The organism is Butyricimonas sp. Marseille-P3923 (genome assembly GCF_900184685.1).
GTDB classification, from domain to species: domain Bacteria; phylum Bacteroidota; class Bacteroidia; order Bacteroidales; family Marinifilaceae; genus Butyricimonas; species Butyricimonas muris.
The window spans coordinates 660,708-676,389 of record NZ_FXXL01000006.1; the positions used below are offsets into that span (position 1 = coordinate 660,708).

A 15,682-nucleotide genomic window follows, 5' to 3' on the forward strand; every position below is an offset into this window, starting at 1 on the left:
GATTACATACTGCTTTTACGTCTTTTCCTCATCAAGACCGCCAAACCGATCAACACCACAATCACCCCTGCCGCTATCCACGGCGTACTCACCCGATTCGTGCGCTTCTGTGTTTCCGAGGCTATCTCGTCTTTCTTCATCACCACCCCTTTGGACCGGTCTGCCGCAACCTCCCTCACCTGCTGAATACTGTTCCGGTACTCTTTCGCCGCTTCGGGAGTCGCTTTGGAAGCGATAAAATCACGCAATTTGGCATTATCACACACAAATCCGGAACATGCCGGTTTATACTTCTTAATCAAATCCGTGTGTAACTCCGACAAATCCGCCAACTGCTGCCCGGTAGCCTTCCACATCCCCTTACGCGCGGTTTCCATCATAATGGCAGTGATCTCCTGCAACGCGGCAGGACTCACTTTCTCGAAGAAATCCTGCACCCCGAGGTCAAATTTATCCTTCACGTACACGTCATAAATCTCGTCCCACATCTCGTTGTCAATCACCGAAGGTTTCATCACGTTCCACCCGTAAGTATTACGGATAATTTCAGTAAAACCGGACGCAGAGGTTGCCTCTCCTTTCATTTTTTCTTTAATATACGAGGGATTGAATATCGTCGTTCTGGATTCCACCCCGATCGCCTCCTTCACCTCCTGCATCTTGTTATTATTCCGGTTCCGGTAATCACTCAGGTAAGCATCCGGGTCTTTCCCCGTCACGTTACGCACGGCAAGATTCATTCCGCCCATGAACTCGTACACGTGATCAAGGCTCAACGCTCCCCACGTGTTACTCTGCCGGGGTTGTACCACCACGTCCGTGCGGGTTAGCGCTGCCTCGAAAGCGAATTGCCTGAATTTCTCCCAATTCTTCTCGCTACCGTAGTAAGCCCCCATGTTATTCAAGTAAGTCGCCGCGATTTCCGATTCACTCTCCCAGCGATCTCCCGCCTCTACCATCCCCGTGATTCCGGTTCCGTAACCGCCATTCGCACCCCCGAACACCCGGAATGTCGAAATCTCACGGGCATCCTTCGGGGAAATCCCCTTATCAATCAATGTCCTCTCCGCTTCCAGCACTCCGGCAGCCACTTGATTCTCGTATTTATCATCTTTGGCAGCCGCTGCCATTTCCACGGCTCTATTCACGAGGAAAAGACAGGAAGCCGCAATATCCCGCAACTGCCCGGAAGTCTGTACCACCACGTCTACCCGGGGACGTCCCAACTCGGCAGAAGGAATCAGCTTCAAATCGCTCACCCGCCCGAAAGCATCCCGCACGGGCTCCACGCCGAGCATATACAACACTTGGGCTATCGTGGCTCCTCCCGTTTCGATAAACTCGCCGGACCAAAGCGTGTAGCTCACCTTCTTCGGGAACTCCCCGTCATGCCGTTTCCGGTACATCTCGATAGTACTCTTTGCCAACTGCATCCCTTTCTCCCAAGCGGACTCCGTGGGAGTTTCCTCCGCGTTAATGGCAAAAAGATTGCGCCCCGTCGGCAAGGTGTTCGGGTTCACGATAGGATCTCCGCCGGGCGAAGGAGCCGTGTACCCGCCATTCAAAGCGTTCATCAACGACTCCAATTCGACTGCCGGACTTTCCGCCAATGCCCGTTTATAATTATTCACGTTCTTCAATGTCCGCTCCACTTCCATGATCGCCAAAGCCTTGTTCACCTCCTCTTTCGAGTACTCTTTCGCTTTCTTGCCCATCATCGCTTTCATCATGGCACTCATATCGGGCTTATCCTCTTTCGGCTTCGTCATTGCCGCCTTCATCTTCTCCATCGCCTCTTTCGGCGCTCCCATCTTCTCCGCCATAGCCAATCGATCCTCGGGCGTCTTGCCCTTGCCCGTCTGTTTCATCATCTCCTTCATCATCCCGGACATCCCCTCTTCCTTCTTTTCATCTTTCACGGTCGGTTGCTTTGCCGCCGCCGCCATCATCATCGCCATCATCCCCTTGGGCGCATTCCGGTCCGCGTCAATCTCCCGGGCTTGAGTCAACTCCCCGCTCGTGATTCCTGCCACGCGGCAAATAAAGTCGTCGTTCACGTTCTCTCTCCCGTTCAACAACCTCCCGACCAACTTCTTCGCCGGCTCCAGATAACGTTCGGTAAAAATAGCCTTCCGCTTCAATACTCCGGCATCCGCCTTTCCCCGCAACTTATCCAACGCGTACAACCCGTAAGCAATCGGGTCGGTCGCCATAGAATAAACGGAAGACTCTATCCGGGCAGCCTCGTAAGGCACTCCCATAGAGTACAACTGTCCGGTCACCTTCTCCGCCGCCAGTTCATCCGCGAAGTTTTCAATCTTCAAAACCTCTTCCTCGGTATAGGGAACCGTCAACACGCTATCCAACCCCAACTCCCGGTGCATACCCAAGGAAACCACCAACTCTTTCACCGCCAAGGAAGCCTGCTCCACGTCCTTCGCGTTGGCGATACCCTTCTCCGGGTACAATTTCTGGTTGTATATCTTTATCTTTTCCGTCAGACTCCGGTAAATACCCCGCACGTTACTCTCCATAAACGGGGGAGTCAGATAGGATTGCAACACCCCGTATCCCCGACGTTTGGCAATCATCCCCTCGCCCACGTCGCCAATGGAATAAATATACAAGTGAGGCACACTGCCCACGAGTCTGTCCGGCCAATCCAAATCGCACAGGGCTGCCTGCTTCTTGGGCGTAAACTCCAGACTGCCATGCGTCCCGAAATGTACCATGGCATCCGCCTTGAACCCGTATTGCATCCACAAGTAAGCCGCAATATAAGAATGAGGGGGAGCCGCATCCGTCCCATGCACGATCTGGAAAGCGTTATCCCCGCCCCCGGCAGCGGGTTGCGGCATTATCACCACGTTCCCGAACTGTATCCGGGATATTCCCAGTATCCCGTCAGCGGGACTCATGTATTCCCCGGGAAATTCCCCGAAAGCGGCAACCACCTCGGCATATTTCTCCGGGCGCAGGGCTTGTTTCACCCAACTCTCGTACTCCTCCCTCGAAATCAACAAAGGGTGACTCTCTTTCAAGAAACGATCTACCACGCCGTCGGCATAAGTCCCGAACACGGCACCTTCCGCCATGATCATTTTCTCCAGTTCCTTGTGATTTGCCGGAAGGCCGTCCACCCAGTAGCCCTCCTCTCTCATCTTCTTCAAAAGATTGTACAACGAGGGAACCACTTCCATTCCCGCCGCGCTCATGGCACTCTGTCCCGGTCCTTTATAGTAATAAATCACCACCCGTTTCTCGCTATTCGGCTTATCCCTCAAGGCTAGCGTTTTCTGTATATTCTCCACGTATGTTCTCAAACGGGAAGGCTCCGCATAGGAATGGCGTAATCCCTCCTTGTCCTTATACTGGGCGAACAAAGCCGACGTGCGGATAGCCCCGTCTATTTCGGGCGTAACAATACTCTGGGACATAAACCCGCCGGACATTCCCATGGGATCGCGTTCCCATTCCTCCACCAGATTATTCACCGTCAGCGGCGCGAACAACAGAATATTACGTTCTTTCAAATAATGTACCATGTCATCGCCCAAACGGCCGTGTGCCATATTGATTATCGCGTCCGGGGCAATCTCCCGGATAAAATCAAGCAAACGCCGCAACGACAACACCGGGTAAACATTATACCCGACCCGTTCCAGCGTGTCGATTAACCCCGTGGCATCGGCCATCTGTCCCGTCACCACGATTTTTTTCGCCCCATCCCTGTATAATTTCTTATCTTTCAAATATTTCTCGTACTCCCCGACAGACAGAAAGTCCAGTTCCTCCCCCGGCTTGTCCAAATCCGCATGGTACAGGATATCCGATGCCCGCTCGATCGGCTCCCCCGGTTCCTCGACAGCAATCATCACCTTCCTGTCAATATTCTTCCGCACGTAATTCAGCAAATTCTTGTAATTCCGCCTGCCCCCGCTACCGAGATAAGCCCGCAAGGCAGCCTGATCGACCGAATCTATCGTGCATATATTATTCGCCGGGTTCGTCGCCATCGTCGTGAACACCGGTACACCCTTGTCCGCCGCGTTTTGTATCTGCTGCCGCTGTTCTTCCACGACACGCAACCCCATCCCGTTCACGAACACCATATCGAAGCCGGACAAACGCCCCAACTCCTCGACGGGAACCTCCTGCAATTGAATAAATGAATTGTCATTCGCCTTCGCGATACTCCCCATCGTCATCGTCTGGAAATTCACGAAAGCAATCCTCGTGGTCCCGAACCATACACGATACCCCCACACTCCCAACAAGATCACGACCAAAAGACATCCCCATTTAAGCCATTTCTTTTTCATCCGTTTTCTTTTTATCTGATTATAATTTAAACAAATCCGCCAAATTCACGGACAACGTCCCGAGCACCCCTATTCCTCGTTGCGGGGTAACCGATTGATCGGCAGTCACGTTTTTATCCTTGAAATTAAACAGGTTATCCAGTCCCGCCGTAAAACGGAACCCTCGCGGGAAACGCCCGCTAAGATTCAACGCGCAAAACGTCCGGCTGTCATATTCATTCTGCACGTAACCGCCCGCGCTATTCTTGTACCACGTTTCCACCGAGGACATCCAACGCCCGTTCAGTGCCACCGACAGCGTCACCTTCCCGAACGTCTTGGAATAATTCGCCGTGAACGTCACGCTATGCGGACGATCACTCGCCATATTATACCCGTCAACCTCGGAATGTGCGTCAATATAGGCGTACGCGCCGCGCAACGTCAACCCGTTCCTGAAACGGAATTGCGCCATCACATCCACCCCCGTCCTTGTCGCGTTATCCGCGTTATAATATTGCTGGTTCTTCCCGTCCGAAGACAACCCCAAACCGATCTCGTCGAAATACCTCGTGTAGTACCCGGATACCGAACCGTTAAAAATCCCCCTCGTCACCTCCGCCGACAACGTCCCTTGGTGACTGATCTCCGGTTCCAAATCCTCGTTACCGTAAATCATAAAGAAACCTTGTCCGCCCATATCATACTCGCTGTGCAACTCTTTCAACGAAGGTATACGGAATCCCATCCCGTAACCGCCACGCAAAGCCAACACCCCGTACCTGTACATCAACGATATTTTCGGACTCGCGTGGAAACCGTATTCCGAATGGCAATCCGACCGCACACCCGCCAGAATACTAAACGAATCACTCACTTTCCAATCCTCCTGCAAATACAACACGTAAGTCTGCACGTCAAACTTTTTTCCCGACCCGTTATCAAACCAGTAATGCTGCAACCGCTGCGTGTTCATCTCGATCCCCGCAGTCAGCGTGTGTCTGTCATGGAGATATCCCGTGTAATTCAACCGCATGTTATGGGTCATATCCCCAAGCCTCTTTTCCGCAGGAGATTTTTTATACTCTATTTTCTTCTCGTAATTCTCGAACACGTACGACAAATCCAGAATATGCCTATCATTTATCGCGTAAAACATCTTCGGGTTGAGCTTGTAAGTCGAAAACACATCCTGTTCCTTTTCCTGTATATATTCCAGAATATGATTGTTATAATACGTTCCGTCCAACGATACACGGAAGCGATCGTTAAACGTGAAACTCAATTTCTGGTTCACTTGCCAAATCTCGAACCCCTTAACGCTCGTCATCCCTTTGGTCGAAGTATCCGCGACGACCGAATCCCGGTCATACATATCCTTGTAGTGCGTGTATTGAATTTGCCCGACCTCGTCTTTCAGCGCGTAAGCATCCCGCGTGCGATAAGAAAGCGACGTCAACGCGGAGAATCGCCCTTGCTTCGTACCCAATGACAGCGAATACTTACTCTCGTCGTTATTACCGTAACGGACGGAAGCGTTTCCCGTGAAGGGACGATCGGCATCCTTCGTGATAATATTCACCACGCCCCCCATCGCCTGCGAACCGTACAACGTCGACATAGGTCCTTTCACCACCTCTATCCGCTCGATATTATCAACATCAATCAAACTATAATCTATATTATTACTGGAACCTTCCCCCGATACGCGTTCCCCGTCAATCAAGAACAACACGTATCCCCCCGCCGAGCCTTGGAATTTCAATTCCGGCAAACCCGAACCGTGAGCCAACCCGAACTGCAATCCCGGCATCTCGTACTCCAACAGACTCTGCAAATCCAAAGGATTGATTTGTGCTATATCCTCTCGTGAGATGACACGGGTCAGCACGGGTACATCCTTCAACGGTTTCATCGTGCGGGTTCCCGTGATCACCACCTCGTTCAGCGCGTTATCACCCGGAGCCAGCGCGAAGTGAAACAAACTATCCAGACCGGGAACTACTTCCCGTTCCTTCGGGGCATAACCCGTGAAACTAACTCTTAACACACATTTCTCCCTCGACGTCAGTTTTACCGTGAACTCCCCCTTCGCGTTCGTTCCCGCACCGACAACAGTCCCTTTCACCCACACGGAAGCCCCTGCCAGCGGTTCCCCTTTCTCGTCCACGACTACTCCTTTTACCTTAAAAGAGGGAGCCTCATTCTCGTGTTCATCCGCCATTAAACACGGGGACAAAAATATCAAAAACAATATCAACAATCCGTTTCTCATCTGCTTCTCCATTGAACCAAGCACGGCTTCCGCGCGTTACTTTAGAGGATATTCGTAATCAAACGCGGCATATACCTTCTCGTTCTTATCATTGGAATAATCCGTGAATCTTATTTTAGCATACTCCCCGGCTGCCGTTTTCAACACGAATACATTCTTATTGATCTCGTAAGTATAAGGCGGCATCGAACCTGTCGGGGTTGCCGTCACCCAACCACACAATACTTCATTCAATTTCGTGGACTGATACCCCACGAAACCTTCCATCATGTTCGTCATATCCACCATTACTTGGTGATCGTCCGTGTCAGCCGTGAAATTCTCCCCGGTTACGGAAGACAAGGTTACCGCATCAAGGTCGAACGTGTTCAATTTCACCGCACCCCCGCCGTTCGTCTTGACATCATACTTGTGGAAAGCAATATCCCAGTCAAAAGAGGTTTCGTCCCCATTCAACATATAGACCTTGTTATCCCTCTCTTTCACGGTATAAGTCCCAGTGATCGCCATAGGCATAGCGCCCGGCTTAAAAGTCACCTTTATACTTGCCGCACTTCCGGCTGCCGCACCTATTCTTCCGCTGAAAGTTACTTCCTTGTACACCGTGGTTGTTTCTCCGTTGACCACATCGACACTTGTCGGTACTCCCGTCAACACCCACTCTTCCCCGTCCCGCGCTATTGCCGCTTTCGCCGATAAAGAATAAGGCTCCACATCACCACTCATGCTGAGCATCAAACTATCCAGAGAAAGCAATACCGAATCCTCGGCAATTGTAGAAATAATCAACTTCACGCCCTCTTGATTCCCGTAAGAACTCCCCATAACGGAGATATCTAAATCACCCTTGTATATCCCGGTGATACCACCTTCTTGGGATTTCACGCTAAGCGTCTTCACGGTACCCGTCTTAAAATCAAAATACGTCCACGCGTCATAATCGGCGGCAGCAACCACGGTGGATTCACCATCCCAACCACTACCGTTATCGTCATCAGAACAAGCTGTAAAACAGGCAACACACAACATCAGCCCCCACGCAATAAACTGATTCATCTTTTTCATTATATAAAAATTTTAATTTAACAGACTATTTATCGCTACAAAAGTATATCCCCGAACATCCCCTCACAATCCCCAAAAATGAGGAAAAACAGACTCCATTTCATCTATATTAGGGATTCTTCCTTAAATTTCACCACGGTACAAATAAGATATCACGTCAGTCACTAAACATCTGGATTACAATAATAAAATACATATCAATTCCATATAAATTCCGCATCACTTCCGTGTAAAACGCTATTAGTTCCCTATTAAAACCCTATTAAAACCCTATATAGTAATAGCGTTTTAATAGCTTACTAAAAGCTTAGTAAAAACTTTATAAGCGGAATTGAACCGGAAATCATACGGAATTCATACCGGATTTATATAGGAAAAGAGTACATCCTCTTACAATATTAGGTAATCACCCCTATGACATAAAATAATAAAAGAGTTTCCGACTTCTGTATTTTTATTACCTTTGTCATTCATTACGAGAACTAAAAAAAGAATAACATGGAATACAATTTCAAGGAAGTCGAGAAAAAGTGGCAAAGCTACTGGCAAGAGAACAAAACTTACCGGGTTGAAATGGATCCTTCCAAACCCAAATATTACGTGCTGGACATGTTCCCTTATCCCTCCGGGGCAGGGCTACACGTCGGACACCCGCTAGGCTACATCGCTTCCGATATCTATTCCCGTTACAAGCATTTGAAAGGTTTTAACGTGTTGCATCCCATGGGGTATGATGCCTACGGACTACCGGCAGAGCAATACGCCATCCAGACAGGGCAACACCCGGCTATCACGACGGAGAAAAATATCAACCGCTACCGGGAACAAATGGACAAGATCGGCTTCTCGTACGATTGGGACAGAGAAATCCGTACCTGCGACCCGGGATATTACAAATGGACACAATGGACTTTCATCCGGATGTTCAACAGCTATTTCTGTTACGACGAGCAAAAAGCCATGCCGATCAGCGATCTGGTAAAAGCTTTTGAAACGGTGGGTACGGAAGGACTGAACGCGGCATGCGGCGAAGAATTGCATTTCACTGCCGAAGAATGGAAAGCCAAATCGGAGAAGGAAAAACAAGAGATATTATTGAATTACCGTATCGCTTACCTTGCCGACACGATGGTGAACTGGTGCCCGGAACTGGGAACCGTGCTTGCCAACGACGAGGTGAAAGACGGGCTGTCCGAACGAGGCGGTTATCCCGTGGTACAAAAGAAAATGCGCCAATGGTCGCTCCGCGTATCCGCATATGCCCAACGGTTACTGGACGGGTTGGATAAAGTGGAATGGTCGGATTCGCTGAAGGATATTCAACGCAACTGGATAGGTCGCTCGCAAGGTGCCGACGTGATTTTCGACGTGAAAGATTCGGACGTGAAACTGGAAATCTTCACCACCCGCCCGGACACGATATTCGGGGTGTCATTCATGGTGCTGGCTCCCGAATCGGATTACGTGAAACAGCTGACCACCCCGGAACAGGCGGACGCCGTTGCCGAGTACTTGGACTACGTGTCGAAACGCACGGAACGGGAGCGCCAGACGGAAGTGAAAAAAGTGACCGGAGTATTTACCGGTTCATATGCTATTAACCCATTCACGAACGAGGCGATACCCGTGTGGATCAGCGAATACGTGCTTTCCGGCTACGGAACCGGAGCAATCATGGCAGTACCGGGACACGACAGCCGCGACTACGCTTTCGCGCGTCATTTCAATCTCCCGATCGTTCCCGTGATTGACGACGGGGAAGGACACGATATGTCCGAAGGATCATACGACACGAAAGTCGGCAAGATGATTAACAGCGGTATTATCAACGGCATGGAAGTGAAAGATGCCATCGCGTATATCTCGCAAGAAGTCGAGAAAAGAGGAATCGGTAAAAGCAAGATCAATTACCGCCTGCGGGATGCCATTTTTAGTCGTCAACGATACTGGGGCGAACCGTTCCCGGTGTATTACAAAGACGGTATGCCATATATGCTCGACGAGTCAAAATTGCCGCTGGAGTTGCCGGAGGTAGATAAATACTTGCCGACAGAAACAGGAGAACCGCCTCTAGGTCGTGTACAAGACTGGAAAACGGAAGAGGGTTATCCTCTGGAATTAAACACGATGCCCGGCTTCGCGGGTTCCTCGGCGTATTTTTTACGCTACATGGACCCGCACAATGACAAGGCTCTGGTAGATAAGGACGTCTGCAATTACTGGAAAAACGTGGATCTTTACTTGGGCGGGACAGAACACGCCACGGGACATTTGATTTATTCCCGTTTCTGGAACATGTTCTTGCATGATATCGGTGTTGCCACCGAAGAAGAGCCTTTCAAGAAACTAATCAACCAAGGTATGATTCAAGGACGTTCGAATTTCGTGTACCGGATACAAGGCACGAATACGTTTGTTTCCCTCGGGTTGAAGGATCAGCATAAGACCACGGAGTTACACGTGGACGTGAATATCGTGAAGAATGACGTGTTAGACGTGGACGCGTTCCGTGCATGGCGACCGGAATTCGCCAATGCCGAGTTTATCCTCGAAAACGGGAAATACATCTGTGGCTGGGCTATCGAGAAGATGTCCAAGTCCATGTTCAACGTGGTGAACCCCGACACGATTATCGAAGAATACGGGGCTGACACGTTGCGCCTGTACGAGATGTTCCTCGGACCACTGGAATTCAGCAAACCGTGGGACACGCAAGGTATCGACGGGGTGTACAAATTCCTGCGTAAATTCTGGCGCCTGTTCCAAAACGGCGAAGAATTCAGCGTGAGCGACGAGATGCCGACCAAAGAAGAATTGAAAGTACTGCATAAAACGATCAAGAAGGTGGAATACGATATCGAGAATTTCTCGTTCAACACGTCCATTCCCGCTTTCATGATCTGCACGAACGAACTGACAGCCTTGAAATGCAATAAACGGGCTATCCTCGAACCTCTCGTGATCACCCTCGCTCCTTTTGCCCCACACATGGCGGAAGAACTGTGGAGCCTGCTAGGCCACACGAGAAACATCACGAAAGAAGCCTTCCCGAAATGGGAAGAAAAATACCTCGTGGAAGACGAGTTCGAATACCCGGTTTCCTTCAACGGCAAGATACGTTTCAAACTCGCCATGCCCACGACAGCAACCAACGCGGAGATTGAAACAGCCGTAAAAGCCACTCCGGACTTCACGAAATGGATGGACGGGAAGGAAATCAAGAAAATGATTATCGTACCGAAAAAAATCGTGAACGTGGTGATAGGATAATAATAAAAGAGAGCGTCGCTCTCTTTTATTTCTTTTTGGGATTCGGTACGATAAACAGCACGCTGCATGTCCCAACCACACCCAATATCAATAATAATATCCTCACATGCAAATTCTCGATAATCCCGAAAGCGGAAATACTGATCATCGTCCACATACAAATAATGGATACCGCTTTTGTCTTCCAACCCACTCCTTTTTTCTCTTGAAAACGCCGGATATAAGGCCCCAACCACTTGGAACGATGCAAGGCATCATGCAATCGCTTGGAACTATTGTAAAAAAGCCATGAACTCAATAAAAGAAAAGGTGTCGTCGGCAAACCGGGCACGAAAATACCGATTATACCCAACACCACGGAAATACAGCCTATAATGATATATATCGCTTTCTTCATCCGCAATCACCCTTCTTCCTGTCCCGGCACGAAGGCACGCGCAAGCGCTTCGTTATACTGGGATAGTTTGTTACTCTTGTGAATCTTCTTCAATATTTTCCGGTCGGTCATCGGCATGAAATATTCCCAGAAAGTTTTCATTTTCATCACTAATTGATGCTCACCCTGCAAACGTTCGGCATAAGCGGCCAGAAGTTCGGCATGAAAGAGTTTGAATTTCCTGTACTTCTCCTCCGAGGTCAATTCTTTACCATCCAAGTATTCCATTGCCAACGCGGGGTTCGCTAACAATCCCCGGCCGATCATGACGCCTTCCAAACGGGGAAAGCGTGCCGTCACCCGTTGAATATCCTCTAGGGTCAACACATCCCCGTTGTAATACAAGGGATGTTTACATTGATTATAAAATGCCTCAAACGCATCCGGGTTAACCTCTCCCTTGTATTCCTGCGTACCGACACGAGCGTGCAGGATAACGGCAGCTAAAGGAGTGTCATTCAAAACAGGAAGCAATGACAGACATTCTTCAGGATTCTCCCATCCCAAACGCATTTTCACGGAACACTGCATCCCCGGGTATTCCTTCACAACTTCCATCAGCTCCCGTACCCGCTTCGGGTCGGACAATACGCCCGCTCCTTTCCCCCGCCTCGCAATCATCGGGAAAGGACATCCCATGTTGATATCCACCCCCGTGAAGCCTCTCTCTTCCAACATCTCCAGAGATACATCCAATTCCATCGGGTCGCCCCCCAACACCTGCGGGATCAATCTCTGCACGGTATTTAATTCGGGATCACAATCCTTCATATCTCTCGACCGGAAACTATCCCCTTTTTCAACCCGGATAAACGGGGTATAATAGGCGTCCACTCCCCCGAAGTATTTCTCGTGCAAGTTCCGGTATGTCCAATCGGTATGCCCCTGCACAGGTGCAAAATGTATTTTATATTTCTTCTGTTCTTCCATATCAAAACCCACTAACTACTATCATCTTGTTGCGACAAATATACAGTCTTTCTTCCCGTATATGAAAAGAATCTGATAAAAGTAACAATTTTTCCCTCGTACCCCGTACAACTATCGATAATAATCAGTAACTATGTCTCAAATTTTAGAATATGCGATTTTTACTTTGTCCACAATGCGGCATACGCCGTTTTCACGTGAAAGACGCACAAGGCAATCCATGTCTGGTGCAAGTGACAACCGATTACGAGGTTGTTCCGGTAAATGAAAATGACTCTCTGGAGGGATTCGACACGACAATTCTCTATTGCTTGGGATGCTCGTGGAGCGGTAGCCCGAAAAGTCTGAAACGATATTAATCAAACATGATCCAATATGAAACACCTGACTCTAATTTTATTATTATTCATGACCTGCGCTTGGGTTCAAGCCCCGGAAGACGATAGAGGATACATCGTGAAAGTAGGCGACAAAGCACCTGATATCGAATTAATCTTTCCTGACGGCACAAAGAAACAATTGAAAGACCTGAAAGGGAAAATTGTTATGCTTCAATTCACTGCCAGCTGGTGTGGCGTATGCCGAAAAGAAATGCCCTTTATCGAAAAAGATATTTGGCTGAAACACAAGGATAATCCCGACTTCGTTTTATACGGCATTGATCTTAAGGAATCGAAAGAAGTGGTCAAAAAATTTGCCAAAGAAACAGGTATCACTTACCCTCTCCTGCTCGATCCGGAAGGTAAAGCCTTTTATTCTTTTGCCGCGAAAGGCGCAGGCGTTACCCGGAACGTTATCATAGACAAAGAGGGGAAGATTGTCTATCTCACCCGCCTGTACGAACCGAAAGAGTTCGAGGAAATGACAAAAGTGATTGATGATTTATTGAAAAAGAAATAAGCCCGAAAGGCTTATTTCTTTTTCTTGAGAGGTTTCTTGGCTTTTTTCTTTTTCTTCTTTTTCCCACCCCGGTGTTTGATCAGGAAATACACGAGCAAGAACAAGAGCACGGCTCCCGCCACGGCGATAATTTGTTCTTTCCGGGTCGGGGGATATGATTTACCGGGTTGCTTGGGCATATGTTCCAGATGCGAAAGGGTATCCGCTTCCAACAACTTTTCCAGATCATCCGGTAGTTGCGGGAAGAAATCAATACCGGTCATTTTCTCCACTTTCGACACGGGTACCGCAAAACTGTTTATCGGGCGCCGACTCTCCTCGTTCGGCAACACGTAAGCTATCATCTGCTGCTTCGACGGGGAGTAAAATAATTTGTAATAGTAACCGGGAACGGTCACTTTTCCTTTGCCTATCTTCCCCTTGTTACTCTTGAAAATCGGTCCGGTTACCACGTACAGTTTTTCCCGCTTTGCCCGTTCCCGAACGTGTTCCTCCAACTTCTTCCAGATACCCCGGTTAAACATCGGTACTTGCGGCGACATATTCGACATGTAAAACGTTTCGCTCATCGCTTTCGCGTTAAACGACATATCAGCGGCAGGACACAAATGCCCCCGATCATACCCGCTTCCCTTGTAATCGGCTAACGTGGCACTCCATGTATCTAGTTTCGGGTCTACCCGAAAATTATCTTTCCGGCTCGCCTTCCCCGTGAGATTCTTGGCTTCCAACTCGTAATACACCCAATTCGCCTGTTTATGCTCTTTGTCAAAACCCAAACAATAATAGGTATATTCAACCAACATTCCCTCCCCCGAGGGAATATAACGGTTTTGCGCAAAACCACCCAGCGTGCAAAACAGAAACAGGAGGCCTATCAGCCTCCCGTGTAAAATATTCATCATTGTCTATTGTTTAATCGCTTCCTGTAAGGTATTATCAATCTGACCGATTATCGGGTAGAAACCGATATCATCCAAAGCGTGACGACCGATATAAGCCTCTATCCGTGTTCTCAAAATCTGGTAAGACTCTTTTATCTCCTTGTCATTCCGCTTCAATCCGCGGCGGGCAGCATAATTCGCCATTTCGTTTACCAGATCGAACTGCTTCAAGTATCGCTGGATAGCCTTGTAATCTTTTAAATCCTTCATCTCATTCCGGTGTCTATCCATGAAATCAAAAGTATAATCATACAAGAACTGAGTTCTCGTCACCGCTGCCAGATAACGGGTAGCCCCGGTCGTGTCAGCCGGCACAAAGACATCCGGCATAATTCCGCCACCGCCATACACGGTACGTCCGCCAACAGTCTGATATTTCAAATTCTCGTCAAACGTGATGCTATCCCTTTGAGAAAACTCCCCGTGCATCATACGGTTGTAAATATCGCTGTAATATTTCTCTTTCCCTTGGTCATAAGGTTTCTGAATAGAACGTCCCGAAGGCGTATAATAACGGGCTACCGTCAACCGTACGGCAGAACCGTCGGATAGCGGGCGTTGTTCCTGTACCAATCCCTTGCCGAAAGAACGACGTCCGATAATTAATCCCCGGTCGTTATCCTGTATTGCACCCGCGAAAATCTCACTGGCGGACGCACTAAACTCACTAATCAATACATCCACACGGATATCCTTGTAACGTCCCTGACCGTTGGACGTGAAATCCATACGGGCTCTGGCGTTTCCCTGCGTGTACAAAATCAGCTTGTCCGCATCCAGAAATTCATTTATCATCTTGATTGCCGTTTCCAGCACACCGCCCTCGTTCTCCCGCAAGTCGATGATTATCTTTTTCATCCCCGCCTGCTTCAAGCTCTCCATGGCATTCATAAACTCCATATAGGTAACCATACCGAATGTATTGGTTTTCAAATAACCCGTTGTATCATTGAGCATATACGCCACATCAACACTTTTTACCGGGATACTGCCGCGGGTAACCGTCTTCTTGATCGGCTTCGGTTCACCCCTTCTCACGATGGTCAAATCTACTTTCGAACCGAACTCTCCCCTCATCATTGCCATAATCTGGTCGGTGTTCTTGTTTACCCCGGCTACCACAGAATCGCCTACCCGGATAATCCGGTCACCATCCAATATCCCCGCTTTCTCGGAAGGTCCGCCGGGAACGACTTTCACGACCGTAACCGTGTCCAGATATTTATAGAACTGCACGCCTACACCCCCGAAATTACCGATAATTCCTTCATTTGCCCGCTGCATATCTTTCGCGGGAATATATATCGTGTGAGGATCCAAATCATTCAATATGATCGGGATTGAATTCTCTATCAACTCTGTCATGTTCACCGTATCCACGTACGAGTGTTGTATCATTCCCAAAATCACATCCAATTTATTGCCCATCTGCGGGTACACTCCCGCGGCAACAGACATTTGTCCGCGATCCGGCAAAAACCTGTTTATCATCATACCGAGCACGATAGCCAAAGCCAACACGATCGGTGTCAATAACGCTCTTAAATTACTCTTGTTCATA

The 15,682-nt window shown here is 48.8% G+C and carries 10 protein-coding genes; 3 read left to right on the forward strand and 7 right to left on the reverse strand.

Annotated features, from left to right (window positions below; genetic code table 11):
- Positions 1-2: 2 nt before the first annotated feature.
- From CS948_RS08595 to CS948_RS08605, 3 genes are read right to left on the reverse strand one after another with little or no spacing between them, the layout of a single operon-like run.
- Positions 3-4,322 (reverse strand): cobaltochelatase subunit CobN, encoded by a 4,320-nt coding sequence (locus CS948_RS08595; RefSeq protein ID WP_099291276.1) that lies wholly within the window; start codon positions 4,320-4,322, stop codon positions 3-5.
- Between the two features lie 19 nt (positions 4,323-4,341).
- On the reverse strand, positions 4,342-6,576 hold the full coding sequence (locus CS948_RS08600) for a TonB-dependent receptor (RefSeq protein ID WP_176554981.1): 2,235 nt from the start codon (positions 6,574-6,576) through the stop codon (positions 4,342-4,344).
- A 36-nt stretch (positions 6,577-6,612) separates the two neighbouring features.
- The gene (locus tag CS948_RS08605) at positions 6,613-7,641 is read right to left on the reverse strand and encodes an HmuY family protein (protein ID WP_099291278.1); all 1,029 of its coding nucleotides are present in this window, start codon (positions 7,639-7,641) and stop codon (positions 6,613-6,615) included.
- Between the two features lie 498 nt (positions 7,642-8,139).
- Here CS948_RS08605 and leuS point away from each other — a divergent pair, with 498 nt between their 5' ends.
- Positions 8,140-10,911, forward strand: a complete 2,772-nt coding sequence (gene leuS, locus CS948_RS08610) for a leucine--tRNA ligase (protein ID WP_099291279.1) — start codon at positions 8,140-8,142, stop codon at positions 10,909-10,911.
- A 25-nt stretch (positions 10,912-10,936) separates the two neighbouring features.
- Here leuS and CS948_RS08615 read toward each other — a convergent pair whose 3' ends face one another.
- Both CS948_RS08615 and CS948_RS08620 read right to left on the reverse strand, forming a co-directional pair.
- Complete coding sequence (locus CS948_RS08615; protein ID WP_099291280.1) at positions 10,937-11,308, reverse strand: YbaN family protein; 372 nt, start codon at positions 11,306-11,308, stop codon at positions 10,937-10,939.
- Positions 11,309-11,314: 6 nt separating this feature from the next.
- Positions 11,315-12,277 (reverse strand): tRNA-dihydrouridine synthase family protein, encoded by a 963-nt coding sequence (locus CS948_RS08620; RefSeq protein WP_099291281.1) that lies wholly within the window; start codon positions 12,275-12,277, stop codon positions 11,315-11,317.
- A gap of 152 nt (positions 12,278-12,429) precedes the next feature.
- On the opposite strand from CS948_RS08620, the gene CS948_RS08625 reads away from it, so the two are divergent.
- Together CS948_RS08625 and CS948_RS08630 are read left to right on the forward strand one after the other, a co-directional pair.
- Complete coding sequence (locus CS948_RS08625) at positions 12,430-12,636, forward strand: hypothetical protein (RefSeq protein WP_099291282.1); 207 nt, start codon at positions 12,430-12,432, stop codon at positions 12,634-12,636.
- Positions 12,637-12,685: 49 nt separating this feature from the next.
- Positions 12,686-13,177, forward strand: a complete 492-nt coding sequence (locus CS948_RS08630) for a TlpA disulfide reductase family protein (protein WP_099291283.1) — start codon at positions 12,686-12,688, stop codon at positions 13,175-13,177.
- Positions 13,178-13,188: 11 nt separating this feature from the next.
- Here the strand turns inward: CS948_RS08630 and CS948_RS08635 are convergent, their stop codons facing one another.
- Together CS948_RS08635 and CS948_RS08640 are read right to left on the reverse strand one after the other, a co-directional pair.
- A complete protein-coding gene (locus CS948_RS08635) occupies positions 13,189-14,082 on the reverse strand; it encodes a DNA/RNA non-specific endonuclease (RefSeq protein ID WP_099291284.1) in 894 nt (297 codons plus the stop codon).
- A gap of 3 nt (positions 14,083-14,085) precedes the next feature.
- Positions 14,086-15,681: a S41 family peptidase gene (locus CS948_RS08640; RefSeq protein WP_099291285.1), complete on the reverse strand. Its 1,596-nt coding sequence runs from the start codon at positions 15,679-15,681 to the stop codon at positions 14,086-14,088.
- Between the last annotated feature and the right edge of the window lies 1 nt (position 15,682).